The sequence below is a fragment of the Streptomyces sp. NBRC 110611 genome, from assembly GCF_001590865.1.
GTDB lineage: Bacteria > Actinomycetota > Actinomycetes > Streptomycetales > Streptomycetaceae > Streptomyces.
Genome location: NZ_BBUY01000003.1, coordinates 437,125 through 460,997, shown reverse-complemented (window position 1 = coordinate 460,997; position 23,873 = coordinate 437,125). Strand labels below are relative to the sequence as shown.

General features: G+C 69.3%; 23 protein-coding genes and 1 riboswitch. Of the genes, 12 read left to right on the top strand and 11 right to left on the bottom strand.

The annotated features are described in order from the left end of the window. Positions 1 to 256 precede the first annotated feature (256 nt). Together AZE13_RS10265 and AZE13_RS10260 are read left to right on the top strand one after the other, a co-directional pair. A complete protein-coding gene (locus AZE13_RS10265) occupies positions 257 to 1,342 on the top strand; it encodes a metallophosphoesterase (RefSeq protein ID WP_079123863.1) in 1,086 nt (361 codons plus the stop codon). Between the two features lie 223 nt (positions 1,343 to 1,565). Next, positions 1,566 to 2,492: a hypothetical protein gene (locus tag AZE13_RS10260; RefSeq protein WP_066929268.1), complete on the top strand. Its 927-nt coding sequence runs from the start codon at positions 1,566 to 1,568 to the stop codon at positions 2,490 to 2,492. Positions 2,493 to 2,538: 46 nt separating this feature from the next. Here the strand turns inward: AZE13_RS10260 and AZE13_RS10255 are convergent, their stop codons facing one another. Both AZE13_RS10255 and thiC read right to left on the bottom strand, forming a co-directional pair. Continuing rightward, a complete protein-coding gene (locus AZE13_RS10255; RefSeq protein WP_147264635.1) occupies positions 2,539 to 2,874 on the bottom strand; it encodes a hypothetical protein in 336 nt (111 codons plus the stop codon). Positions 2,875 to 3,115: 241 nt separating this feature from the next. Beyond that, positions 3,116 to 4,912 (bottom strand): phosphomethylpyrimidine synthase ThiC, encoded by a 1,797-nt coding sequence (thiC, locus tag AZE13_RS10250; protein ID WP_066929264.1) that lies wholly within the window; start codon positions 4,910 to 4,912, stop codon positions 3,116 to 3,118. Continuing rightward, positions 4,907 to 5,063: riboswitch (TPP riboswitch) on the bottom strand. (Overlaps the previous gene by 6 nt.) Before the next feature lie 47 nt (positions 5,064 to 5,110). Here thiC and AZE13_RS10245 point away from each other — a divergent pair. Next, positions 5,111 to 6,514, top strand: coding sequence for a YibE/F family protein (locus tag AZE13_RS10245; RefSeq protein ID WP_066929262.1), 1,404 nt, complete (start codon positions 5,111 to 5,113; stop codon positions 6,512 to 6,514). Between the two features lie 220 nt (positions 6,515 to 6,734). Here AZE13_RS10245 and AZE13_RS10240 read toward each other — a convergent pair whose 3' ends face one another. From AZE13_RS10240 to AZE13_RS10230, 3 genes are all read right to left on the bottom strand, one after another. After that, a complete protein-coding gene (locus tag AZE13_RS10240) occupies positions 6,735 to 7,157 on the bottom strand; it encodes an SsgA family sporulation/cell division regulator (RefSeq protein WP_066929260.1) in 423 nt (140 codons plus the stop codon). Between the two features lie 696 nt (positions 7,158 to 7,853). After that, positions 7,854 to 8,075, bottom strand: a complete 222-nt coding sequence (locus tag AZE13_RS10235; RefSeq protein WP_066929258.1) for a DUF5326 family protein — start codon at positions 8,073 to 8,075, stop codon at positions 7,854 to 7,856. A gap of 232 nt (positions 8,076 to 8,307) precedes the next feature. Further along, positions 8,308 to 8,625: a cupin domain-containing protein gene (locus tag AZE13_RS10230; protein WP_066929256.1), complete on the bottom strand. Its 318-nt coding sequence runs from the start codon at positions 8,623 to 8,625 to the stop codon at positions 8,308 to 8,310. Between the two features lie 48 nt (positions 8,626 to 8,673). Between AZE13_RS10230 and AZE13_RS10225 the strand changes: the two genes are divergently transcribed. From AZE13_RS10225 to AZE13_RS10205, 5 genes are all read left to right on the top strand, one after another. Next, on the top strand, positions 8,674 to 9,051 hold the full coding sequence (locus AZE13_RS10225) for a phage holin family protein (protein WP_066929254.1): 378 nt from the start codon (positions 8,674 to 8,676) through the stop codon (positions 9,049 to 9,051). A gap of 60 nt (positions 9,052 to 9,111) precedes the next feature. Continuing rightward, positions 9,112 to 9,651, top strand: coding sequence for a low molecular weight protein-tyrosine-phosphatase (locus AZE13_RS10220; protein ID WP_066929577.1), 540 nt, complete (start codon positions 9,112 to 9,114; stop codon positions 9,649 to 9,651). After that, positions 9,648 to 10,775 (top strand): cystathionine gamma-lyase, encoded by a 1,128-nt coding sequence (locus AZE13_RS10215; protein ID WP_066929252.1) that lies wholly within the window; start codon positions 9,648 to 9,650, stop codon positions 10,773 to 10,775. The genes AZE13_RS10220 and AZE13_RS10215 overlap by 4 nt, the downstream gene beginning before the upstream one ends. A 233-nt stretch (positions 10,776 to 11,008) precedes the next feature. Then, positions 11,009 to 11,905: a LysR family transcriptional regulator gene (locus AZE13_RS10210; protein ID WP_066929250.1), complete on the top strand. Its 897-nt coding sequence runs from the start codon at positions 11,009 to 11,011 to the stop codon at positions 11,903 to 11,905. A 48-nt stretch (positions 11,906 to 11,953) separates the two neighbouring features. Next, positions 11,954 to 12,433: an NUDIX domain-containing protein gene (locus AZE13_RS10205; RefSeq protein ID WP_066929248.1), complete on the top strand. Its 480-nt coding sequence runs from the start codon at positions 11,954 to 11,956 to the stop codon at positions 12,431 to 12,433. A 109-nt stretch (positions 12,434 to 12,542) separates the two neighbouring features. Here AZE13_RS10205 and AZE13_RS33885 read toward each other — a convergent pair whose 3' ends face one another. The 3 genes from AZE13_RS33885 to AZE13_RS10185 form a co-directional block, all read right to left on the bottom strand. Beyond that, positions 12,543 to 14,630, bottom strand: a complete 2,088-nt coding sequence (locus AZE13_RS33885; RefSeq protein WP_079123861.1) for a globin domain-containing protein — start codon at positions 14,628 to 14,630, stop codon at positions 12,543 to 12,545. 764 nt (positions 14,631 to 15,394) lie between these two features. Next, positions 15,395 to 15,871: a GlcG/HbpS family heme-binding protein gene (locus AZE13_RS10190; RefSeq protein WP_079123860.1), complete on the bottom strand. Its 477-nt coding sequence runs from the start codon at positions 15,869 to 15,871 to the stop codon at positions 15,395 to 15,397. 165 nt (positions 15,872 to 16,036) lie between these two features. After that, positions 16,037 to 17,257 (bottom strand): MFS transporter, encoded by a 1,221-nt coding sequence (locus AZE13_RS10185; protein WP_066929241.1) that lies wholly within the window; start codon positions 17,255 to 17,257, stop codon positions 16,037 to 16,039. Positions 17,258 to 17,388: 131 nt separating this feature from the next. On the opposite strand from AZE13_RS10185, the gene AZE13_RS10180 reads away from it, so the two are divergent. After that, on the top strand, positions 17,389 to 17,928 hold the full coding sequence (locus tag AZE13_RS10180) for a MarR family winged helix-turn-helix transcriptional regulator (RefSeq protein ID WP_066929239.1): 540 nt from the start codon (positions 17,389 to 17,391) through the stop codon (positions 17,926 to 17,928). Positions 17,929 to 18,032: 104 nt separating this feature from the next. Here the strand turns inward: AZE13_RS10180 and AZE13_RS10175 are convergent, their stop codons facing one another. From AZE13_RS10175 to AZE13_RS10165, 3 genes are all read right to left on the bottom strand, one after another. After that, a complete protein-coding gene (locus tag AZE13_RS10175) occupies positions 18,033 to 18,779 on the bottom strand; it encodes a TetR/AcrR family transcriptional regulator (RefSeq protein ID WP_066929237.1) in 747 nt (248 codons plus the stop codon). Between the two features lie 383 nt (positions 18,780 to 19,162). Then, positions 19,163 to 20,299 carry a pyridoxal-phosphate-dependent aminotransferase family protein gene (locus AZE13_RS10170; RefSeq protein WP_258527680.1) on the bottom strand — a complete coding sequence of 379 codons (1,137 nt, stop codon included), beginning with the start codon at positions 20,297 to 20,299 and terminating at the stop codon, positions 19,163 to 19,165. Positions 20,300 to 20,422: 123 nt separating this feature from the next. After that, positions 20,423 to 21,889, bottom strand: coding sequence for a serine hydrolase domain-containing protein (locus tag AZE13_RS10165; RefSeq protein ID WP_079123859.1), 1,467 nt, complete (start codon positions 21,887 to 21,889; stop codon positions 20,423 to 20,425). 518 nt (positions 21,890 to 22,407) lie between these two features. On the opposite strand from AZE13_RS10165, the gene AZE13_RS36805 reads away from it, so the two are divergent. The 3 genes from AZE13_RS36805 (at position 22,408) to AZE13_RS10155 (ending at position 23,828) form a co-directional block, all read left to right on the top strand. Then, positions 22,408 to 22,566 (top strand): hypothetical protein, encoded by a 159-nt coding sequence (locus AZE13_RS36805; protein WP_181690302.1) that lies wholly within the window; start codon positions 22,408 to 22,410, stop codon positions 22,564 to 22,566. Positions 22,567 to 22,991: 425 nt separating this feature from the next. Then, complete coding sequence (locus AZE13_RS10160) at positions 22,992 to 23,252, top strand: hypothetical protein (protein ID WP_066929233.1); 261 nt, start codon at positions 22,992 to 22,994, stop codon at positions 23,250 to 23,252. A 147-nt stretch (positions 23,253 to 23,399) separates the two neighbouring features. Next, a complete protein-coding gene (locus AZE13_RS10155) occupies positions 23,400 to 23,828 on the top strand; it encodes a hypothetical protein (protein ID WP_066929231.1) in 429 nt (142 codons plus the stop codon). Positions 23,829 to 23,873: the final 45 nt, after the last annotated feature.

Here is a 23,873-nt window from a genome sequence, read left to right as displayed (position 1 = left end):
GCATACGGACGGGCGTACCGGCCGGCTCCGGGCGCCCCCCGCCTGCCGGAAAAAACAGGGTGATCCCGGGAGAAAACAGCTGCGAATGCCGGGCCCCGCCGTATTGATCACCCCCGGGTGCGTCACAACCCGCGACCGGCATTCCTATGATGGGCGGACGACACCGCGGACCGCCGTCGACCAGGCACGGGTCCGAGAGGTGCACGGCGGCGCGACGGTGGAGGGGTCGATGACTCAGGGGGCCAGTCAGGGACCCATGGTGTGGACCATGGCGGGACAGACTCCGGAGTCCGCTCCGCTGCCCGGAACGCCCTCCGGCACATCCGACGGTTTCCCCGTCCCGCCCGCCGGCCCCCCGCCGGTGCCCCCCGTGGTGCCGCCGGCGGCACCACCCGCCGAGGACTACACCCCGACCGCCCGCGACCTCCCCGTCGTCACCCCGGGCCGTACGGACACCCTCATCGACCGCCCGGCCGTCGTCCCGGCCCCCGAAGCGGCACCCGACTCGCCCGCGCCCGACGGCCCGGGCCCGCTGTACGTCGTCGGCGATGTGCACGGCTACCACGACGAGCTGCGGGAGGCCCTGGCCGCCGAGGGCCTGATCGACGCCGACGGCAACTGGGCGGCGGGCAACACCAGGCTCTGGTTCCTCGGCGACTTCACCGACCGCGGCCCGGACGGGATCGGCGTGATCGACCTGGTCATGCAGCTGTCCGCACAGGCCGCGGCGGCCGGCGGCTACTGCAAGGCCCTGATGGGCAACCACGAGCTGCTGCTGCTGGGCGCCAAGCGGTTCGGCGACACCCCGGTCCAGTCCGGCGCCGGCACCGCCTCCTTCCAGGCGGCCTGGCTCCTCAACGGCGGCCAGAAGAACGACATGGACCGCCTGGAGGACCACCATCTCCAGTGGATGGCCCGCCTGGACGCCGTGATGGAGGAGGACGGGCATCTGCTCGTGCACTCCGACACGACCGCCTACCTCGACTACGGCGACTCCATCGAGGCCGTCAACGACACCGTCCACGAGATCCTCACCCGCAGTGACGCCGACGAAGTCTGGGATCTCTTCCGGAAGTTCACCAAGCGCTTCGCCTTCCGCGACGAGGCGTCCGGCGCCCAGGCCGTACGCGAACTCCTGGACACGTACGGCGGCGACCGCGTCGTCCACGGCCACAGCCCGATCCCGTATCTGCTGGGCGAGGTCGGCACGGAGGACGGTGAGAGCGACGGCATCACGGTCGACGGTCCGCATGTCTACGCCGACGGTCTGGCCATCGCCATGGACGGCGGCATCACCATGGCCGGAAAGCTGCTGGTCGTTCAACTCCCCGTGGCCGTCTGAGCAGTCCGGGGCAGGTGCGGGGCGGACCGGCGGGCGGCCGGTCGGGGCGGAAACGGGAGGCGGCACGGGCGGAATCCGGTCGTGGCAGTACTCAATTTCCGCAAACTCTCTGTCACCCCACGCCGGAGGCGCTCTACCATCGGTCTATCCGTAGCAGGCTCTCCTCCGTTTCCGCCCACCGCCCGGCCCACGCCGGCCGTACGGCCCTACGGAGCATCGGGGGATGCACATGAACAGCGCTCCGCACCTGCTGAACGAGGACCGCGCGGAATTCGCGCGGCTCCTCGATGAGGCGCTGCGTACCGCCGAAAACCGCCCGGACGACCCCGGCGCCGCCGCCGGAAAGCACCTCACCACCGAGCAGTTGCGCACCATGGCACTCAACGCGACCACCGCCATCGCCGCCTGCGCCACGGCCGAATACCAGCGGTTCGTACACCTGCGCGCCGCATCGCGCGCGCCGGCGTCCGGGCCGTCCGGCACCGGCGCGTACGGCCCGGCGCCGGACGAGGGGGCCGGTGAAGGACAGGGTCCGGCCACCGGCACCCCCGTGGCCGAGGCCGACAGCACCGGCGCCGGACTGGCCGCGATGATCTGCGTCCTCGCCCCGGTCCTCGCCGGTATCGCCGCCGTGCTCTTCCTGCTCATCGGCTACGTCCTGCGCGTGATCAGCCCCGACACTTCCCTGGCACAGTCTCTGATCAGCGTGGGCTGGATCTTCGCGGCGTTCGCCGCCGCCGGTGCCCTCGTCGCGATGGGCGGCCTGCTCGTCACGGCACTGCGCAACGGCCCGTCCGCGCAGAGCGCCAGAGCCGAGGAGGTGGGCGAGGCGCTGGACGCCGCCCGCGAGGCCTGGCGGCACGCCCTTCTGGAGCGGGGTCTTCTGCCGTTCCTCCGGGAGGCCCTGGCCGGCCCGACCGACAACCGGGCCGCCGGCCCGACCTCCGACCAGCTCTCCGGTCCGGACGACGCCCCTGTCGGCTATCCCCCGCGCGGCACCCCGGCTCCCGAGAGCCGCATCCCCACGCTCGGCTACACCCGTCCCGAATTCACCAGCCCCGACCGCGGCTCATCGGCCTCCCGCCCGCGGTACTCCAGCCCCGACTTCACCAGCCCGGACTACGGCGGCACGGACCACACCCCGGAGTAGCCGAGCCGGGGCAGCCGTGCCGCAGCGGCGGTCGAGCGGGCCGCCGTCAGGAGAGGACGTCGCTGCGCCCCGGTTCACGGTCGACGACGGAGACCTCGATCCTGCAGAGATGAGACCTGCCGAACGCCTCACCGAGCAGCCCGCCGGTCACCAGTCCACCGAGAATGGGAGCACTCTCGCTCTGCTGCTGGGGACCCGCGCCCCGGCACTCGGAGGCATCGCCCGCATGACGGGGCGAACTGTGCTGGGGTTTCGGGCGGGGTGTGTCCGCAGCCCAGGCACTTCCGGTAGTCACGCCGCCGGCCACCACCACGGCCGTGAGCGCCGCCGCCGCGTTCTTCTTCGTCAGCATCATCTCTGCCTTTCCCGGTCGGGACAGCACGGACAAGGCGGCTCCGCACCGCCGACGGCTCTGTACCGCCGCCGGTAGGTCTTCCACCGCGCCCCTCGCAGAGACCGCGCCGGTCCCGGATTCCGCCCTTTCGGGCTATGACCAGGCACCTCGCCCGAACCCTGGGGCTTGCGGCGGACGACCGGAAGCGGCGTCGCCCTTCGGCAATCCGCTCACGACGTACCGGCCCGTGCCTCCCCCATGAGGTCGCGGGCCGGTACGTTCGCCGGGCTCAGTTCGCCAGCGGCAGGTAGACCCGGTTGCCCGAGGCCGCGAACTCCTTGGACTTCTGGAGCATGCCGTCGGCGATCTCCTCGTCCGTGGCGCCGGTCTCCTCACCGCCGAACTGCTCGGTGATGCTTCTGCTGATCTTCATCGAGCAGAACTTCGGACCGCACATCGAGCAGAAGTGGGCCGTCTTCGCCGGCTCCGCGGGGAGCGTCTCGTCGTGAAAGGCGCGGGCCGTGTCCGGGTCCAGGGCCAGGTTGAACTGGTCCTCCCAGCGGAACTCGAAGCGGGCGTCGGAGAGCGCGTCGTCCCATTCCTGGGCGCCACGGTGGCCCTTGGCCAGGTCCGCCGCATGGGCCGCGATCTTGTAGGTGATGACACCGGTCTTGACGTCGTCGCGGTCCGGGAGGCCCAGATGCTCCTTGGGCGTGACGTAGCAGAGCATCGCGGTGCCCCACCAGGCGATCATCGCCGCGCCGATACCGGAGGTGATGTGGTCGTAGGCGGGCGCGATGTCGGTGGTCAGCGGGCCGAGCGTGTAGAACGGGGCCTCTTCGCAGATCTCCTGCTGGAGGTCGACGTTCTCCTTGATCTTGTGCATCGGGACATGGCCCGGCCCCTCGATCATGGTCTGTACGCCGTGCCGCTTGGCGAGGGTGTTCAGCTCGCCGAGCGTCCTCAACTCAGCGAACTGCGCCTCGTCGTTGGCGTCCGCGATGGAGCCGGGGCGCAGGCCGTCACCGAGCGAGTAGGTGACGTCGTACGCAGCGAGGATCTCGCAAAGCTCCTCGAAGTGGGTGTAGAGGAACGACTCCTTGTGGTGCGCCAGGCACCAGGCAGCCATGATCGAGCCGCCGCGGGAGACGATGCCGGTCTTCCGGCGGGCGGTCAGCGGTACGTACCGCAGGAGCACTCCGGCGTGCACCGTCATGTAGTCGACGCCCTGTTCGGCCTGCTCGATGACGGTGTCCTTGTAGATCTCCCAGGTCAGCTCCTCGGCCTTGCCGTCGACCTTCTCCAGCGCCTGGTAGAGGGGGACGGTGCCGATCGGGACGGGGGAGTTGCGCAGCACCCACTCGCGGGTGGTGTGAATGTTGCGGCCGGTGGAGAGGTCCATCACCGTGTCGGCGCCCCAGCGGGTCGCCCAGGTCATCTTCTCCACCTCCTCCTCGATGGAGGAAGTGACCGCCGAATTCCCGATGTTGGCGTTCACTTTCACCAGGAAGTTCTTACCGATGATCATCGGCTCGATCTCCGGGTGGTTGACGTTGGCCGGCAGCACCGCGCGCCCGGCCGCGATCTCGTCGCGGACGAACTCGGGTGTGACGTTCTCGCGGAGTGCGACGTACTCCATCTCCGCGGTGACCTCGCCGCGTCGTGCGTACGCGAGCTGAGTGACCACCGCGCCGTCACGGCCACGGCGCGGCTGGCGGGGACGGCCGGGAAAGACCGCGTCGAGGTTCTTGAGGCCACCACGCGGTGAGGTGTGCTTGAGGCCGTCGTCCTCCGGCCGCAGGGGGCGTCCCGAGTACTCCTCGGTGTCACCGCGGGCGATGATCCAGTTCTCCCGCAGCGGCGCGAGGCCCCGGCGGACGTCGGTTTCGATAGTGGGGTCGGTGTACGGCCCTGACGTGTCGTAGAGCGTCACGTCCTTGCCGTTGGTGAGGTGCACCCGCCGGACCGGGACCCGGAGATCCGGCCGTGATCCGGAGATATAGCCCTTGTGCCAGCCGATCCGCGGCTCGTTGCTGTCGTCGGCACCGTTGTCGTGTGTGGGCGTGCGTGCATCCTGCAGAGTCATAAAGACCCAACTCCCTACGCCGGCATTACCCGGTAACAGGTTCGGCGGTCGACGCAGCGGCTCCCATCCGTCGACGTTTCACGTGAAACATCGCTGGGATGGCGGTCAGCGCCCTCTCAGCCCGGTGCTCCGAGCTCCCGCGATTGCAAAGGTGCCACCACGGTAGCGGCCGTTACGGCGGGGTGAACAGGGGCCCCCATGAAGTCTTGCGATGATCTCGCCGTGAGCCCTCACGAGTCGCACCACCACTCCGTCCCGCATGCCCACACCCACGGGCACGGCCCTGCCGCTCCCGTTTCCCGTCATCTGCGCAAGGTCATCGCGGCGGTACTGATTCCGTTCGCGGCCGCGGTGGCGGTCGGACTGGTCGTGCTCTGGCCGGGCGGTGCCCCGCCCCACAAACCGTCCGGTGTCGGCTTCGACCAACCGACGGAGCAGGCCAGGGTCGTCAAGGTGGTGGAGGTGAACTGCGCGGATGTCCACGCACAGCAGCCGCCCCGGACGCCATCGCCGACCGGGCAGCAGCCACCTGCCGGGCGAACGGCCGAGGACAAGCCCTGCCAGCAGGCGACGATCAAGGTCACCACGGGAGAGAACGCCGGACGCACCTTCCGGACGGTGGTGACGCCGGACGCCCTGCGGCGCTATACGGCCGGGCAGGAGGTGGTGGTGGCGTACTCGCCGAAGGCGCCGAAGGAGCTCCAGTACTCGGTCACCGATGTCGACCGGACCCTTCCGATGTGGGTGCTGGCGGCAGTCTTCGCCTTCGCGGTGGTGGTCGTCGGCCGGCTGCGCGGAGTGCTCGCGCTGGTGGCGCTGGCGGCCAGCTTCATCGTGCTGACGCTGTTCATCCTCCCGGCGATCCTGCAGGGCTCCAATCCGCTGCTGGTGGCGGTGGTCGGGGGCAGCGCGATCATGCTGATCGCGCTGTACATGTGCCATGGGCTGACGGCCCGGACGTCGGTGGCGGTGCTCGGCACCCTGGCCTCGCTGCTGCTGATCGGGCTGCTCGGCTCGCTGTTCATCAACTGGGCGCTGCTGACCGGGGAAACGGACGACACGACCAGCCTGGTGCACGGCCTGTATCCGGGCCTCGAAATCCGCGGTCTGCTGTTGGCAGGGATCATCATCGGGTCACTGGGCGTACTCGACGATGTGACGGTCACCCAGACCGCCGCGGTGTGGGAGCTGAAGGAGGCGGATCCGTCGGCCGGCCGCCGGGCGCTGTACGGAGCGGCGATGCGGATCGGCCGGGACCATATCGCGTCCGTGGTCAATACCCTCGTCCTGGCCTATGCGGGCGCCGCACTTCCGTTGCTTTTGCTGTTCTCGATCGCACAGAGCAGCGTCGGTACGGTCGCGTCGAGCGAGGTGATCGCGGAGGAGATTGTCCGCACACTCGTGGGCAGCATCGGCCTGGTCGCCTCCGTCCCCCTGACGACGCTGCTGGCGACCCTGGTCGTCTCGGCGGACCGCAAGCGGCTCGGCACGCCGGACGCGTCGGGGGGTACGGACACGGGGCCGGGACCGGGGAGCGGGGCGAAGGCCGCGGGCGGCCGATCCCGACGGCGGGGCGGACGCGGCCGCCGGCGCAAGCGGTGAGACGTACAGGCCCACGGCAAGCGGTGAAACGTACGGGACCACGACAAGCGGGGGAGCGTACAGGCCCACGGCGGACGACGGGAGCCCCGGGTACGCGGCATGACTCGCACACCCGGAGAGACCGGCACGGGTCGGCCCTGGGGCGCCCGGCACGGGCCGGCGTTCCCGGGCCGATGCCCCCGGGGCGGCGCTGGAGGGAGCGATGCAGCGGGTGGCGAGGTCAGCCGGCGGGCGCCTCCGTGAGGATCCGGTCCAGGACCGCCTCGAGCGTGTCGCAGACCTCCTCCTTGCCGAGTGGCACCAGCCGGTCCGTACGGTCCAGGAACGCCACCAGCGGCGCCGCGCTGACCCGGAACAGGGCGCGCTCGATGCCCACTTGAAGGCTGATCAAGACGTCACTGAGGTGCTCGGGGGAGGCCGGTTCGACGCGCACATCGCCTTCACCGGACGGCCGGCTCAGCCCGTCCAGCAGCAACTCACGTCCGAACGCCCAGGTCACAGGCGCATCGCCGGGCAGATCGAAGGTGAGCCGGACGGCGTACGGATCGGCGCTGTCGAAGTCCAGCTGCACCGGAATCCGGAACGCGAGCTCTTCCGAGACGACGAAGCTCATGATCACTTCTGCCTGAACTGTGTCGGTCATCTACTACTGCCCCGCACTCGATCGGAGATGGCCGGGAAACGTCCCCCATAGCCCTGTGGACGCCATCGTCTGGCACGGACAGGAAGATCACAAGGAGTGAGTTTTCAGATACTGATAGAGAAGCCGACCGTCGTTAGTATCACCTCCATCATTTTGCGTAGTCATTCCATGACGGATCGCAATCGATGCAGTTCAGGGGACGAGAGGGGATGCCGTCGGCGTCGCGGTCGCCGACCTGCCCTGGACGGGAATCGCCGAACACACCATGCCCAGGGCATATTTCTGAGGCGCGACGGCCGCCTGGCCGCGACGGACCGTATCCAGGCGGCGCAACGGATCGCCCGTGCTACGCATGGAGATTGGCGCTGTCGGCTGGGCGGAGTGCCGCGCGAGACGGACCTCTTTCTTGAGGCCTCGTCAATCCGCGCGAGCGGACACTGCCCGATCGCATGAGCGTGCGCCGCGGTACGAAAGTCGGCTTACCCCTCCACCGGCGGCCGCTCCGACTCATCGCTGACCGCCGGCCCGCGGCCGCCGCCTCCAGCAGCCGGAGTGCCGCCGCCCCGACCGCTCACGGTGAGGCAAGCGACGGCTTCACCATTCACCATTGCCAACACCACCGGTTCGCCGGGCGCCGCCGAGCGCGGACGGTGCCGTGCGGGCGGGGCCAGTGGCCTACCCGTCGCTCCGGTCGGGCTACCAGTCGCTCTTCGACGAGGAGGACGAGCCGGTGACCCTGCGGACGAGGTAGACGACTCCGGCGATCAGGGCCGCGGCGATCAGGATCTTGAACAGCAGACCGATCAGGATGCCGAACACGGTGGCAAGCACTCCACCGAAGACCACGAGCAGGATGACAGGCACCACGACCCAGGTGACCCACCACGGAAGCCCTGCGATTATCCCCTTACCAGCCACTGCTCTGCCCTGCTTTCTGTGTGTCGCTGTCTGTGCCGGTGTCCGTACCGCGCTATCTGTCCCTGGCGCTCTCTGTCGCGCCGATGGCGGCCGTTCCACGCGGCGCCGCTGACGCCTCGCCGACTCCGGCTCTCCCATCACCCACGATGCTAGGCCGCGGAAGAAGGCCATGGGGGCTTCGCAACCCTGGCCCTACCCTGACTCTTCCCCTACGGGTTCCGGACCCCGCCCCTTAGCTCTCAGGAGGAGAGAAGACCACCATCACCCGCAGATCCTCGCTGATGTGATGGAACTTGTGCGGGACCCCGGCCGGCACATACACCACGCTGCCGCGCGCGACCGGCTCCGTCTCGGCCCCGACGGTGATCGCCGCCCGCCCGCTGACCACGAAGTACACCTCGTCCTGGCGGTGCGGCTGCTGCGGATCGACACTGCCGGCGTCCAGCGCGTACAGCCCGACCGACATGTTGCGCTCCCTGATGAACTGCAGATACGCGCCGTCGTTCGCCGCCCGTTCCGCTTCCAGTTCATCCAGCCGGAAAGCCTTCATGCCGTTCGCACCCCTCGATGTTTCGGTCTCGTCTGCGACGATCTCACCATGAAGCATTTTCTGGTCAAGACGATCGCCAATGCCGCGGCGCTTGCCGTGGCCATCTGGCTGCTCAAGGACATCACGCTGACCGGCGAGAACACAGGCCGGAAAGTACTCACGCTGATCCTCGTCGCGCTGATCTTCGGGTTGGTGAACTTCGTCGTCAAGCCCGTGGTAAAACTGCTCTCGTTCCCCCTGTTCATCCTCACGCTCGGCCTGATCACACTGGTCGTGAACGCGCTGATGCTGCTGCTGACGTCCTGGCTCGCCGGCCAGGCCGATCTCGCCTTCCATGTGGACGGCTTCTGGACGGCAGTGCTCGGCGGCGTGATCATCTCCATCGTCTCGTGGGCGATGAATGTGGTCCTCCCCGATGAGGACTGAACCGTGACCGACCCGTTCCGCGTCTGCTTCGTCTGCACCGGCAACATCTGCCGGTCGCCGATGGCGGAGTCCGTCTTCCGCGCCCGCCTGGCGGAGGACGGACTCGACGGTCTGATCGAGGTGGACAGCGCGGGAACCGGCGGCTGGCACGAGGGCGACGACGCCGACCCCCGCACGGTCGCCGTGCTGCGCTCGGCCGGCTACCGCTCCGCCCACACCGCCCGGCAGTTCCACCCCTCCTGGTTCGACCGCCTCGACCTGGTCATCGCGCTGGACTCCGGCCATCTGCGCGCGCTGCACAGGCTGGCACCCAACCCACAAGCCGCCGCCAAGGTCCGGATGCTGCGCTCATATGCGGCGAGCGGGACGGACGCGGCAGACACAACGGCGGACGACCTCGATGTGCCCGATCCGTACTACGGCGGCTTCGAGGGTTTCGAGGAGTGCCTGGACATGATTGAAGAAGCCTGCGACGGCCTGCTGACCGCGGTCCGCACCGCGGTCACGGCCCGGTGCCTGATCCCGGCCCGCACCTCCGCGCACGACGGCCGGCACACCACGCGGCCCCCGCACAGCCCACAGGAGCGGGAGAGCGCATGACCGGCGACGGCACCCGCGTCGTACGAGCCGGGCTTCCGGAGTCCGATGCCTATGAGCCGGCCCTTCCCGGGCCGGTCTTCGCGGCGCACTTCCACCTCCCCGGCGACGCCTTCGGCCCCTACACCTACGGCCGGGACGGCAACCCCACCTGGACCCGTCTGGAACAGGCCATCGGCGAGCTGGAATCGCCGGACGAGGAGGCCCACACCGTCGCCTTCGCCTCAGGGATGGCGGCGATCAGCGCTGTTCTCTTCTCCCAACTGCGCTCCGGTGACGCAGTGGTACTGCCCAGCGACGGGTACCAGCTGCTGCCGGCCGTCCGCACCCGCCTGGAGAGCTACGGCATCGAGGTCCGCACCGCGCCGACCGCCGACGACGCACAGCTCGACGCGCTGGACGGCGCCCGGCTGCTCTGGATCGAAACGCCCTCCAACCCCGGACTCGACGTCTGCGACATCCGGCGACTGGCCGACACGGCACACCGCCAGGGCGTACTGGTCGCCGTCGACAACACTCTCGCCACCCCGCTCGGCCAGCGCCCGCTCGACCTCGGCGCGGACTTCTCCGTGGCGAGCGGCACCAAGGCCCTGACCGGCCACGGCGATGTCCTGCTGGGGTACGCCACCACCCGCGATGCCGCGCTCGCCGATTCCGTACGGCTGTGGCGCAAGACCGTGGGCGCGATCCCCGGGCCCATGGAGAGCTGGCTGGCGCACCGCTCACTCGCCACCCTCGCCCTGCGCGTCCGCCAGCAGTCGGCCGGTGCGCTGGCGCTCGCCACGGCGCTGGCGGACCGCCCCGAGATCACCGGTCTGCGCCACCCCGGACTGCCGTCCGACCCGTCCCATCAGCTCGCCGCCCGGCAGATGCGTCCCGGCCGCTTCGGCTCCGTGGTGTCCTTCACGCTGCCGGACAGGGCACATGCGGAGCGCTTCCTCGCCGCGCTGAGCCTCGTCGACGACGCCACCAGCTTCGGCGGCGTACGGTCCAGCGCCGAACGGCGCGCCCGCTGGGGCGGCGACGCCGTACCCGAGGGCTTCATCCGCTTCTCGGTCGGCGTCGAGGAGCCGGAGGATCTGATCGCGGATGTGACCCGCGCGCTGGATGTGGCCGCACAGCACTGACCAGTTGGCCGGCGGGACATCCCCCCTCGTCGCCCCGCCGGCCGCGGCTCCGCGTGGCACTCGTCCACGTGTTTCACGTGAAACCGTATGACCGGATGTTTCACGTGAAACGAACCGCCTGAACAAGGCTAGTTGACTGAGCGTCAGTGTCCAATCACGCTAGCGACACTGCCCTATCGACAAATTTATAGTTGGCCCGCGACCAGGCTTCCCAGCGGCGCAGGAGGTACGCGATGGATCTGGCTCTGCTGCGCACCTTCGTCACGGTGCACCGAGCCGGCTCCTTCACCCGCGCCGCGGCGTTACTCGGCCTCTCCCAGCCCGCCGTGACCAGCCAGATCCGGGCCCTGGAGCGGCAGTTGGGCCGCCCGCTCTTCCTCCGCTACGCCCGTGGCGTCACCCCCACCACCATCGGCGACGAGCTCGCCCACAAAGTGGCGCCACATCTGGACGCCCTCACCGCGATCACCGAGACCGGCCTGGACCGCGATTCGGTCGCCCGTACCCTCCACCTCGCCGGACCTCCCGAGTTCCTCGCCGAACGCGCGCTCCCTGCCCTGACCCCGCTCGTCGCCCAGGGCCTGTCCATACGGACCGCCTTCGGCTCCGCCGACGAACTGCTGACCGGCCTGGCCGCCGGCCACCACGATCTGACCGTCACCACCACCCGGCCGCGCGGTGGGCTGCTCACCGCCACCCCGCTCTGCGACGAGGAACACGTACTGATCGCCGCGCCACGCTGGGCGGCGCGGCTGGGCGACCCGGCCACGGTGCAGGCCGGGGGCCTCCACGCACTGGACCCGGTCCCGCTGGTCGATGTCCACGAGAGCCTGCCGCTGATCGCCCGCTACTGGTCCACCGTCTTCGACGCCGAGCCCGCGGTCTCCGCCGCCGTTATCGCGGCGGACCTCCGCGCGGTGCTGACCTGCGTCACGGCCGGCGCGGGGCTCGCCGTACTGCCCCGCTATCTGTGTGCCGACGCGCTGGGCCGCGGCGCGGTGGTCGCCCTGCTCGACCCGCCGGTGCCCCCGCTGCGCACGTACTTTCTCGCCGTACGGACCGGGACGCTCGGTCTGCCGCATATCGCCCGGGCGCACGAGTGGCTGCTGCGGTCCGCCGTCGACTGGTGACCGAGGGGCAGGGGTTTCACCAGGGCGTGGTTGCGGCATCTGTCGACTATGACCGTACGGCCAGTCGTCAAACGCACCGCCCGCGCAATTCTGCTCGACGGTGATGATCTCGTTCTGATCAAGCGCACCAAGCCCGGCCGGGCCCCGTACTGGATCACTCCCGGTGGTGGGGTCGAGCCCGCGGACGCCACCGTCATCGACGCCCTCCACCGCGAGCTGGACGAAGAGCTGGGTGCGAAGATCACGGACGTCGTGCCGGTCTTCGTGGACACCGTCGAGCACTTCAGCGACGTCGGGGTGGACGGCGTGAAGGTACAGCACTTCTTCGTCTGCCGGCTCGACTCGATGGACCTCTCGCGCCGCCACGGCCCCGAGGTCGAGGAGCCCTGCGGGGACTACGAGATCGTCCGGGTGCCCTTCACCCGCGTCGGCATCGCCTCCGTCGAGGTCGTACCGCTGTCACTGCGGCACTACCTGGACGGCAACATCGAGGGCGTACGGGCGATGCACGCACCCGATCTGGGCTGAACAGCCGGCCGGGTCGGGCTCTGGCACCGTCGCACAGACCGGGTCAGCGACCGCCGACGCCCCTCCCCTTCCCCTCTCGGCCGGTTGCCACCCTGCGCTGTCGAGACCTCTAGTCTCCAGCCGAGACCAGCTCTTCCACTGAGTCGTGCCTTATGCGGTCGGTCGGGATGCCGACCCCCACCAGAGCATCCACGCCGCTGCGGATCAGCCCCGGCGGGCCGGAAAGGTAGGCGTCGTACTCGCTGAACGGCCCGTATAGCCGTACCGCGTCGGGGAGTTGGCCGGTTTCGGCGCTGATCCCGCCACGGGCGGTGCGCCCGGTGGCGACGACCGGGCGCACCGCGAGCCAGGGGTGGGTCCGCTCCAAACGGAGCATGGTGTCGAGGTCATAGAGGTCATGGCCGCTGCGGGCGCCGTAGAAGACCTCCACCGGGCGCCGGACACCGTGTTCCGCGACGTCCTCGACCAGGGCCTTGATGGGCGCGATGCCGGTACCGCCCCCGACACACAGCAGACCGCTGCGGGTGGAGTGGTCGACGGTCATCGAACCGGCCGGCGCACCGAGCCGGATGACGTCGCCGGGACGGGCACGGTGAACCATGGCGTTGGAGACCCAACCGGCCGGGACGGCCTTCACGTGGAACGAGAGCAGGCCGTCGGAGCGCGGCGCGGAGGCGAAGGAGTAGTGCCGCCAGACCCGCGGCCACCAGGGCGTCTCGACGCTGGTGTACTGGCCGGCGAGGAACGGATAGGGCTGGTCGGGGCGGACCGTGACCACCGCGATATCGAATGTGCGCAGTTCGTGCGAGACGACCTCCGCCTGCCACCACGCGGGCGCCACTGCCTCGTTCTCCGCGGCCGCGTCGATCATGATCTGGGAGATCGCGGTGTAGGCGCGCACCCATGCGGCCTCGGTCTCCGGGTTCCAGCTGGACGGCGCATAGCGCGCGAGCGCGCTGAGGAGGCATTCTCCGACGGCCGGGTAGTGGTCGGGCAGGGTGCCGTATTTGCGGTGCCCGCGGCCGAGGTTCGCCAGGTACGCGGTGAGCACATCGGCGTCGTCGACATGCTGGGCGGCGGTGAGCAGCGCCTTGAACAGCCGGTCACGCTGGACGTCCATCGCAGCGGGGAACAGCGCCCGGAGGTCGGGGTGCTGGACGAACAGCAGCGCGTAGAAGTACGAGGTGACCTTGTCGGCCACCGGCCTGATCTCGGCCATGGTGCGACGGATGAGAATCGCGTCGGGTGAGGCGGGCGTTGCGGAGGTGGCGGCCGAGGCCTCCACGGCCTGGAGGGAGGGCGCGGGGGCGGGAGGGGTGGGGCGCTGTTGGGGGGCGGCGTGGGTGAAGACGGTCGGCGCGGGGGCGGGGGCGGGGGCAGGAGCGGGGACAGCGTCAGGGGCGTGGGAGGCGGCGGTCCGGGAGGTGGACTCGGGGGGCGGGGAGCCTGGAGGGAGAGGACCTGCAGGCATGGAGCCCGGGAGGGCGGCGTCCGCGGCGATGGCCTCCGCGGCGGCATCTGCGGGAACGACCGGGGTCCGTGCCGTTTCGTGTATGGGCTCGGGCTCGTGGTTCCAGGCGGGCCGGTGCTCCCAGAAAGGCGGACTCACCGGCCGACGGTCGCGGGCTTGTCCGGCGTCCCCGGTGGGCTCGGCGGCTCTGTCCGGCTCCGCTTCGGGGGCCGGCACCGGGGCGCCCGGCTGACGATCCCTCGCGTCGCACTGCGGCTGGTACGGCTGCGGCGCCTCCGCCTCTCGCCCACGCTCGGCAGCGGTGCCTACTGGCCGGATCGGATTGACCGGCCGGCTGGGTATCCGTTCCCGCCCACACCATTCCGCCCGACCAACCCGATCAGCCCGATCACTTTCCTCGTTCCGCCGGTTCCCCTCGTGCGCCCCGTACCGCTCGTACCGCTGGCCAGCGCCGCCGTGTTCCGCACGATCGTCCGGTCCGCTCCGCTCATTCGACCGACCCGGGCCGCTCAACCGACCCCGATCGCACGGCCCACCCCGGTCGCCTAGCTCGGACCCGCGATTCCCGTCCTGTCGGCTCCCCTGGACGTTGTGACGCCCCTGATCTTCTTCCTGTTCCGCGGGGGACTTCTTCGCTGACGGAGTGAACCAACCCCCATCGCCCCCATTGCCGCCATTGCCGCCAGAAGAACCGCCATCGGCCGATGTGGTGGTCGGAACGTCCATGGTCTGCCTCGCCTCGAACGCCTTACGGTTGTCTTCGCACTTCTGTGGTTCGGAACTGCCCGGAATTCCCCCGTCCTGCTCCGGAATTCTTCATCGACTCGAGTGATTCCGGCAAGACTCTCCAAAGCGGACAACCACCACCCCCTGCAAGAGGCGGAACAGGTGCCCCGTCAGCAGCATGCCACCGCGGACCACCGCAACGGACAAATAGTTGGAAGTCCGAGTGTCACGGGCCACTTCACCGCTAGGCTGACGGACCTTGCCCGCCGTTGGCGACCCACGGGGGCCTCACCCCGCCACCCCGGACCCGACCATACCGGCAGCAGTGGAAACCACAAGCCCTGATCTTCGAAAACTCCGCGAACCCCTTCCGCTAACCTCAACCCTCCCCACAGAGCGCGTTTTCCGGCCGATACTCAGGGCGATCCCCTCGCAGAAAAGCGAGGGATTACCGATCGGTACGGACAGGTTCGTATGCCTCACACAGATCACGCCCCGCGTATGCGTACAGGGCCAGGTCACTGAGGCGGTGATCGGCATTCACTGCCACGGAACACGGGACCGACGCGAGAATCCCGGCCGGTTCCACGGACTGCCGGACAGGCGCCGAGGGCCGGCGCGAACCGCACTCCGGACAACCGGGGTGCACCATCGAAGTCCGCCGCCACATGGTCCTCGGTCAGCCCGGCGGCCCACAGATCCAACCCGAGCTGCCGGGAGATCTCGACACGAACCTGGACGCCCTCGTGACCGCCGGGCCGTCGTCAGGAGAGACCGCCCTCCGCTGTTGCTGCAGTAACGATCTCGTGGTCCTGTTCGGGGGCTCCGCCGCCGAAGCCGATCGCGCCGATCAGCCGGCCGTCGCGGTGGAGCGGCACACCGCCTGCAATGAAGAGCAGCGGCCGGTCCAGCGCCGTCGGCAGCGTGTGGAAGGGCCCGTCGGGCCGTACGAGGTCGACCAGGTCGGCGGTCGGAGCGTCCATCTGTAGTGCGGTGTAGGCCTTACGGGTGCTGGTCTCCCCGGAGATCAGCACGGCGCCGTCATCCCGTCGGAAGCCGAGTAGTTGCCCTCCCGCGTCCAGGACGGTGATGCTGCCGCGAACTCCGAGGCCGTCGGCAGCCCGTACCGAGGCTTGGATGAGTCGCTCGGCTTCGCGGGTGGTCAGGGGGCGGACCGCCGGAGTGGGGATAGCAGCGGGGTTGGGGGTGGAGGTAGAGGTGGGAGTGGGGGTGGTGGACATGAGGTTTCCTTCCGGGGGTGTGGTGTCAGCCCCGCTCTTGGCGTGGGGGAACTGGCTGTACGGGTGGGTGGGAGTGCGTGGTGGCGGTGCCGCGACGGGGTGATGATGTGGCGCCGTGATGCGGGGTGGTGCGGGCTGTCGGTGACCGTACGGCGGCCGGGGCCGTCAGCGGTGTGCTGCCGGTATGGGCTCGTCGGCGATGGCGCCAGGGCCGCCCGCGGCCACCGTGTGACCGAGGGACTTCTGACGGCGCTCCAGAGCGGCAGCGAATACCGCCACGGCGAGCGCCGCGACCGCCATCAGCGCGCCCACCCAGTTGGGCGCGGTGTAGCCGAGGCCCGCGGCGATGACGATCCCGCCGAGCCAAGCAGCCAGTGCGTTACCGAAGTTGAAGGCCGCGATGTTCCCGGCCGAGGCGAGGGTGGGCGCCGACGCCGCCTGGTCCATCACCCGCTTCTGCAGCGGCGGAACGGTCGCGAAGCCGAAGGTGCCGATCAGCGCGATGGTGACGGTCGCGGCGAGTTTGTCGTGCGCCGTGAAGGTGAAAGCGGCCAGCGAGAGCGCAAGGCCGGCCAGCGACACGTAGAGCATCGGCATCATCGCGCGGTCGGTGAAGCGTCCTGAGATCAGGTTGCCGGCGACCATGCCGAGGCCGAAGACGGCCGTCAGCCAGATGACGGAGGACGGTGCGAAGCCGGTGACCTCGGTCATCATCGAGGCGAGGTAGGTGATGGCCGCGAAGACCCCGCCGAATCCGAGGATCGTCATCAGCATCGCGAGACCGACCTGCGGATTACGGAAGACCGCGATTTCGCTGCCTATCGGAGCGGCCGCCCTCGCCCGCTCCGCTGGGACCAGCTTGACGATGCCGAGCAGGCCGATCACGCCGAGGACGCCGATGGCGTAGAAGGTGGTGCGCCAGCCGAACTGCTGGCTGAGCATCGTGCCGGCCGGTACGCCCACGACATTGGCGACGGTCAGGCCGCTGAACATGAGCGAGATGGCAGCGGCACGCTTCTCCGGTGCGACCAGGTCGGCGGCCACGAGGGCACCGATGCCGAAGAACGCACCGTGCGCGAACGCGGCGACGATCCGGCCGGCCAGCATGATCCAGAAGTTGGGTGCGACCCCCGTGAGCAGGTTGCCCACGATGAACAGGCCCATCAGCAGCAACAGCATCTGCTTGCGCGTGAAGCGTGTGCCGAGAGCGGTCATCAGGGGCGCGCCGATGACCACGCCGAGGGCGTAGACGGTCGTCGCATACCCGGCAAGCGGGATGGAGACGCCGAAGCCGACCGCCATGTCGGGCAGCAGGCCCATAACCGCGAACTCGGTCGTTCCGATCCCAAATGCACCGATGGCGAGAGCCAGGAGTGCGAGAGGCATGACGGATCCCTTCAATCATTGCGTCCATCTCTTACGAGCGCCCACAATAATTGCATACGCACACTAATTGCAAGCGCTGGCTATTTCAAAGGTGTCCTATCCTGGTGGTGCGCCCTTTGAGGAGGTCTTCGATGACGCAGCAGACGCGCCAGAAGCGGCACCAGCAGAAGCGGACGGCGGCCTCACAGCCGGCTACCGCGGCTGAGCCCAATTGCCCGCCCGCGCCCACGCCCGGGCTCGCGCAGGGCTGGTGCGCGCTCTCCGCCCTGCACGGCCGTATCGAATCGCACATCGAGCGCGTGCTGCAGGCACAGCACCACCTCAGCGTCCGCGAGTTCTCGGTCCTCAGCGTGCTCAGCGAGCAGCACGACGGACCGGGCGGCCACCTGCGGATGCACCAGGTAGCGGACGCCGTCGTCCTCAGCCAGAGCGCGACCACCCGCCTGGTCACCCGGCTCGAGGAGCGCGGACTGCTCTCCCGCTACCTGTGTCCCGATGACCGGCGCGGCATCTACACAGATGTCACACCCCAGGGGGTCGCGCTCCTGGTGGAGGCACGTCCCACACATGACGGCGCGCTGTGCGAGGCTCTCCAGGACGCCGCGCAACGGCCCGAGCTGGCTCCGCTGGTCACCGCCGTCGAGACGCTGGCACCGACCGCGGACCGCTGACGGGCGGGGGAGACACAGGGCCGCGAGGGCGCACCGCTTCTACGAGCGCCTGGGCCTCGCGGCCTCCCACCTGGGCTTCAAGCTGGCGCTCTGACGCGTCCGGCTCACGCCTGCCGTGCGCGGCCGCGGGCTCGGTGAGCCTTCTGCCGACAGGCACCGCCGCAGTACCGCGCGGGCCGGCCCGTACGCGCAAGCGTCATCGCCCCGCCACACATCGCACAGCGGGTTTCGTTACGGTTCCCGGATCCGTGCGGCAGTTTCGTTATGGTCGGCACCGCCCGCAGCGCATCACACATCAGCGCCGCCATCCGCCCGTCCGTCCCGCCTTCAGGCTCCGCCTCCTGCCTGGCCCGCTCCATCGCAAGACAGCCCACCAGAAGGGCCCTGAGGTCCTTTATCCCCACGTCCTTCCGCACGGCACCGGCCTGTTGGGCCCTGCTGAGCAGGGTTTCCAGAGCATCATCGAAGTCCTGCGCCACATGCGGCGACGGCTCGAAACGCCCTGCCGCCGACGCTTCCAGTGCGTCACACAACGCCTTGTTCCGTGACGCGAGCCGCACCACCGAGGAAAGGAAGCGGAAGAACACCCCGGCGGGGTCCTCAGCTTCGGCCAAGTCCCTTGCAGTATCAGTGAACAGCTCGATTCGCTCCACGATCGCCGCTCTGAACAGGACGTCCTTGGAAGGGAAATGACGGTAGACGGTTCCTGCCCCGACCCCTGCGCGGCGTGCGATCTCGCCTAGCGGGACCGCCAACCCCTCTTCCTCGAAGGCAGATCGGGCGGCCTGGAGCACCAGCCCCCTGTTGCGCCGCGCATCCGCACGTGACGGAGTGACACCACCTTCCGTCATCGCCGGACCTCCTGAAGAACATCGGCATCCGGACCGAGAACTCCGGAATATCAAGCGGGTTTCCCGTTCCGATTCTAGAGGAGAGTTTAGACATGATCGTTAGCGGCGCCCCGCACGCCGAAGTCCGCGATCGACGGCAAGTGCAGCGCCTTCAGTACCCAGCCTGAGCCTGGAGCCTCCGACCCGCCACTGCGCTTACTCCTTGCCAGGAAGGATCCCTTCATAGCGCGCAACTCCGTTATGAAGCAGGGGATTTGTGGCACACGTGGGGCATCGAGGGGTGCCGCCCATTGCCGTGTTTCACGTGAAACAACGCCGCTTCACCCAAAAGAGCTGGGGCCGTGTTTCACGTGAAACACGGCCCCAGCAGCACCAGCCACACCTCAGCAGGCGATCACGGCATCCCACGCTTCGCCCGCCGCCACAGCCGCAGCCTCCACGTCCACGGACACGCCCAGTGCGCGCAGCCCGCCGGCCAGCGCCAACAGTGAGGCCGTGACCACGGACCGATCGGCGGCGCGACCATAGTGGTTCACCCGGATCATCTCCTTGGTGAGCGTGCCCGTCGCGGCCTGCAACGGCACAGTTGCGTCCATGGCGAGTGCGGCAGCCACGATCTCCCGGGCGTCTCCTCCCTCGGGCGCCCTGAGCGTCGTCGCGGCCGGCGCGGCGTCCTCATCACGCACGACGTACGGAGTGAGCCCGCCCAGCGCCCGCACCCCGGCCCGGGCGGCCGCGGTCGCCGCCCGGTGCCGGGTGATCACCGAATCCAGGCCCTCGGCGTCGATACGGTCCACCGCCTGCTCCAGGGCGAGCATCTCCAGCTGCGCCGGGGCATGCGGCAGCGCGGTGCGGCCACCCTCGATCCAGCGCTCCTTCCAGTCCAGGAGCGACAGGTACGAGCGCCGCGGAGCCTGTTCGTTGGCGCCGATCCGCTCCCACGCACGAGCACTGATCGATGCCAGGGACACCCCGGCGGGCCCGGCAATCGCCTTCTGCCCGCCGATGACACACAGGTCCACACCCCACTCATCGGTCAGCAGCGGCTCGGCACCCACCGAAGCCACCGCATCCAGCATCAGCAGCGCGCCGTGCTCCCGCACCACCGAGCCGATCTCGGCGACGGGGTTGGTGTTACCGGTGGCGGCCTCGGCGTGCACAAGGCTGACGAAGTCGATCGCGGGGTGCTGCCTCAGGACATCCGCCACCTTCTGTGGGTCCACGGCACCGGTGAACGGCGCGCTGATCGTGACCACCTCGGCACCGCAGGAGCGCAGCCAGCCGCCAAAGGTCTCGCCGTACGGGCCGGTGATGATGTTGAGCGCGGTGCTGCCGGGCCGTACGGCGGAGCGGATGCAGGCCTCCAGCGGCAGCAGCGCCTCGCCCTGCATCGTCACGACATCGCACCGGGTGCGGATCAGCGCGGCGACCTTGTCCTCGATCCGCGCGAACCGGGCCGCGGTGAGCGGCGGCAGATCGAGCAGATGCGGGGTGGTGGAGTTCGCGGTCGGGTCAGACACGGCAGTCACAGGGCCTTCCAGCGGTAGCGAGCCGCTCCGGGCGGCTCCTGACGTCTGGCTCCGACTGTACGTCCGCCGGTCGCGCCGCACCGTACGCGCTGACGCCCGTCCACGCGGGCGGCATCAGGCCCGCCAGCCCTCCGGATCCACCCCGCCGGGCACTGGCTCCGACGGCTCGTAGGGGCCGCGTGTGAACACGAAGGTGCCGAGGTCCAGATGGCTGACCGAACCATCCCGGCCCTGTACCACCTTCAGCGTCTCGCCCTGGTAGTAGCCGTCCAGCCCTGTCCAGGTGCCGTCCTTCTCCGCCCGGAACCGCGAGGATCGCCCTGTCCCTGAGAGGGGAGCGAGCTCCAGCCCACGCTCGGCCCGCAGCCGCAGCACATGCGGGTTCGCACCCCAGTACCAGGGCCCGGTCAGCGCCAGCAGCTCCGGCTCCAGCGGTCCGGGCAGCGGGCGCCACGGCTCCGGGATCCGGGGCTCGTGCTCGGCCACGATCCCGGGGAGATCGGCCGCGATGGCCGGGACAGCCGGTCCCGACGTGCAGTTGGCGAGCACGATCCCGGCCGTGTCCTGCTCGGCGTCGGTCCACAGCGCCGCCAGGAACCCGGGCATCGATCCGGTGTGCCCGACCAGCGTCCGCCCTTCACGACGTACGAGCTGAAGCCCCAGCCCGAATCCGGCGTCCCACCCGCCCGTCTCCGGCGGCACCGCCGGAGTCCGCATCTCGGCCAGGCTCGTCGCACTCAGTACCCGCTCATCACCACGCAGGAGGAACGCCGCCCACCGGCAGAGATCCTCCAGCGTCGACCACAGTTGCCCGGCCGGCCCCATCAGCCCGGTGTCCTGCGCCGGTTCCGGCAGCATCACATCGGCCCATGGGTGCACCGCCCAGCCCTCCGTGTGCGGCATCTCCGGATGCCGCGTCGTACGGCCCATGCCGAGCGGTTCCAGCACCTCGCGCCGCAGCACCACGTACCAGGGCGTACCGCCTCGCAGGGATTCGACCAGCGCACCGAGGAGTGCGTAGCCGGGGTTGGAGTAGTGGTGCCTTCGCCCGGGAGGAAGCAGCCGCGGACGGTCACCGAACAGGTCGGCCGACTCCGGCCGCAGCTCACCGGGGGTCCGCTCCCACCATGGTCCCCGGGCCTCGGCCGCCAATCCAGAACTGTGCGCCAGCAGTTGGGCGATTGTCGCGTCCGGCACCGGAGCGCCCTCCAGATATCTGCCGACCGGGTCCTCCAGGCACAGCAATCCCTCGTCACGGAGCCTCATCACCAGTACGGCCACAAAGGTCTTGGTGATCGAACCGATCCGGTACTGCACATCGGCGTGCAACATCTCCCTCCCCCCGGCCGAACCCCGGGCCCCGGTCCACACTGCCCGCCCGCCGCGGACCACCGCGCCCATCATCGAGGGCGCCCGTCCCTCGGCCTGCCCAACGGCCAACCGCCGCAGCAACGCGCGCCGCGTCCGGGGCAGCAGATCCGTGAACGTCTCGGCGGTATCCAGCGGCAGCGGGACACGGCCGTATGGCCCGGACTCGCTCGCTCCGGCCCCTTGGGACTCCGTGGAGTCGGTGATGGTCATGGCGCTCCTCAACGACAGATCTGAACCGGCCGACGCATTGACGGCACACAGCTTCGCCTCTCCGGCCCCGCTGATCCAGCCCGCCGATGTCCGTTCCGAGGTAGCCGAGGTAGGCCGGCAGCGTCAGCCCCAGCGCCTTGAGCTCGGCCCGTGCGCACCATCGCGACAGCAGCCCCTGCACACACTCCTGGTTCCAACGCAGCGTATTCTCAGGCGAGTTCTGGTGTCGACCGGCCGGTCCACCGAAGCAATCACCAGCAGCACATCAGACCTCACTCCGGCCTCCAGCGCCGGAGGCGGACGGGTGTCCGCCCTCCACCGGATACCTCCAGCACCTACTCGACCTCAGGCCTGGGCGGTGTTTCACGTGAAACCACGCCCCCGCTCCCACGCGCCCGGCCACCGCATCCCGCAGCTCCACCCGGTCGACGATGACCCGATGCCGTACAGCCCACCCCGCAGTCGTCATAGAACCGCAGCGCACTCGTCCCCAGGCACGCACGTCAGGCAAGGCGCCGATGCTCAACAGGTCTTCGCTGTCGTCCGAGAACGTCACCGACGTACGCCGCCTCCAGGTGGTGGCGCCGGACACGCTCGCGCAGATCGCCGAGCGAGAGAAGGGCGGTGGCGGACACCGCAACACGACAACCGTCCGCGCCGGGGTCCGTCGACGGTGATGGGCCGTCACATTCGTGAGGGGGGCCGGTAACTCACGGACCTTATACACCCTCAGGACGCGTGGAATCTCGCCCACACAGCGTCAGGTCCCTTCACAGCTAGCCCCTGGTGCCGCCCTGACCAGCGGATTCCTGTCGTAACACCGTCTCCCTGACCACACGTCACGTGCGCCCTCGGTCGGCGTGTCGTCGGCGTGTCGCCAGGGCGACGAGTTGCTCGACCCCGTTGCACAGGTGGCCAATTGGGGGCATCGCCGACAGGTGCGGAAGCCGCTCACGAAACCGGTCGGATCAACCGCCCGGAGTGCCGCGTACACCGGATGCCAGCGCCGATGAGCATCGAGGCATATTTTCATATTAATCTCCACATCACTGCTCGAAGTTGATCTGTCACAGATCGCAACGGTTCCATCGATGGAGGAGAAATGCGCAAGCTCTACAGGGCAGCCGCCGTGGCTGCCATTCTCGGCAGTGCCAGCTTCCTCGGTACCGGCAACGCCTACGCCGGCGGAGAAGGCGGCTTCTGCAAGCAACACGACTTCAACATCGACATCCTCGGCCAGATCGGCATCCTCAACGGCCTCCTGGGCAACGCGCTGAACGGCGAAGGCTCCCCGGGCGCACAGTCCAGCCCGATCGGTTCCAGCATGGGCTGCAACGAGGACGGCCACGGCAAGGGCAAGTAACGGGAAGGGTCCCGGTGTCCGAGCCGTCGGCCCGGCACCGGGACCCCGCTTCCGCCCCTCTTCAAAGCCCGGGCCCGGACCGGTTCTTCGTCCATTGCGCCCGAGCATCGATCGTCATCGGCCACAAAGGGACAAGGAACGCCTTACATGTTCAGTCGCAAGAAGATCACAGTCGTCTCGCTGCTCCTGGGCGGCCTCGCCCTGACCTGCGCCGGTGCCCCCCAGGCGTACGCCGCAGGAATCACCGGCCACTGCAGCCACGACGCCCAGGGCAACCGCACCTGCATCTACCGGCTCGAGACCATCCACACCACCAAGGACGGCAAGCGCATCGTCAAGCACACCCGGGGCTGCTCATCGACCTCCCGGAACATCGTGGCGTGGCCCTCCATCAGCGTGCTGAGCAACCAGCCTCCTCAGACCAGGAGGGTCGGACCCGTCATGAACTGCTCCAACTCGGCGCCACCACACAGAGATATGAAGGAGAGCCGCGACCAGGACGCCCGGCCGAAGTCGCTCTCCCTGATCCGCCCCGTGCAGGAACTGCTCCGGCCGCTGACGTCACGTCTGGCCTGAGCGCCTCGTCCCGGAGACTCTTCGGCATACGACGGCTCGTGCCGT

What these genes read in the sequence shown, in the direction of transcription:
- AZE13_RS33885 (WP_079123861.1), bottom strand. Translation starts at nt 14,630, where the DNA reads ATGGACGTTCCGACCACCACATCGGCCGATGGCGGTTCTTCTGGCGGC.
- AZE13_RS10265 (WP_079123863.1), top strand. Translation starts at nt 257, where the DNA reads ATGGTGTGGACCATGGCGGGACAGACTCCGGAGTCCGCTCCGCTGCCC.
- AZE13_RS10225 (WP_066929254.1), top strand. Translation starts at nt 8,674, where the DNA reads ATGAAGCATTTTCTGGTCAAGACGATCGCCAATGCCGCGGCGCTTGCC.
- AZE13_RS10185 (WP_066929241.1), bottom strand. Translation starts at nt 17,257, where the DNA reads ATGCCTCTCGCACTCCTGGCTCTCGCCATCGGTGCATTTGGGATCGGA.
- AZE13_RS10245 (WP_066929262.1), top strand. Translation starts at nt 5,111, where the DNA reads ATGAAGTCTTGCGATGATCTCGCCGTGAGCCCTCACGAGTCGCACCAC.
- AZE13_RS10240 (WP_066929260.1), bottom strand. Translation starts at nt 7,157, where the DNA reads ATGACCGACACAGTTCAGGCAGAAGTGATCATGAGCTTCGTCGTCTCG.
- AZE13_RS10220 (WP_066929577.1), top strand. Translation starts at nt 9,112, where the DNA reads ATGGCGGAGTCCGTCTTCCGCGCCCGCCTGGCGGAGGACGGACTCGAC.
- AZE13_RS10205 (WP_066929248.1), top strand. Translation starts at nt 11,954, where the DNA reads ATGACCGTACGGCCAGTCGTCAAACGCACCGCCCGCGCAATTCTGCTC.
- AZE13_RS10160 (WP_066929233.1), top strand. Translation starts at nt 22,992, where the DNA reads ATGCGCAAGCTCTACAGGGCAGCCGCCGTGGCTGCCATTCTCGGCAGT.
- AZE13_RS36805 (WP_181690302.1), top strand. Translation starts at nt 22,408, where the DNA reads ATGCTCAACAGGTCTTCGCTGTCGTCCGAGAACGTCACCGACGTACGC.
- AZE13_RS10180 (WP_066929239.1), top strand. Translation starts at nt 17,389, where the DNA reads ATGACGCAGCAGACGCGCCAGAAGCGGCACCAGCAGAAGCGGACGGCG.
- AZE13_RS10210 (WP_066929250.1), top strand. Translation starts at nt 11,009, where the DNA reads ATGGATCTGGCTCTGCTGCGCACCTTCGTCACGGTGCACCGAGCCGGC.
- AZE13_RS10165 (WP_079123859.1), bottom strand. Translation starts at nt 21,889, where the DNA reads ATGACCATCACCGACTCCACGGAGTCCCAAGGGGCCGGAGCGAGCGAG.
- AZE13_RS10230 (WP_066929256.1), bottom strand. Translation starts at nt 8,625, where the DNA reads ATGAAGGCTTTCCGGCTGGATGAACTGGAAGCGGAACGGGCGGCGAAC.
- thiC (WP_066929264.1), bottom strand. Translation starts at nt 4,912, where the DNA reads ATGACTCTGCAGGATGCACGCACGCCCACACACGACAACGGTGCCGAC.
- AZE13_RS10155 (WP_066929231.1), top strand. Translation starts at nt 23,400, where the DNA reads ATGTTCAGTCGCAAGAAGATCACAGTCGTCTCGCTGCTCCTGGGCGGC.
- AZE13_RS10175 (WP_066929237.1), bottom strand. Translation starts at nt 18,779, where the DNA reads ATGACGGAAGGTGGTGTCACTCCGTCACGTGCGGATGCGCGGCGCAAC.
- AZE13_RS10215 (WP_066929252.1), top strand. Translation starts at nt 9,648, where the DNA reads ATGACCGGCGACGGCACCCGCGTCGTACGAGCCGGGCTTCCGGAGTCC.
- AZE13_RS10260 (WP_066929268.1), top strand. Translation starts at nt 1,566, where the DNA reads ATGCACATGAACAGCGCTCCGCACCTGCTGAACGAGGACCGCGCGGAA.
- AZE13_RS10190 (WP_079123860.1), bottom strand. Translation starts at nt 15,871, where the DNA reads ATGTCCACCACCCCCACTCCCACCTCTACCTCCACCCCCAACCCCGCT.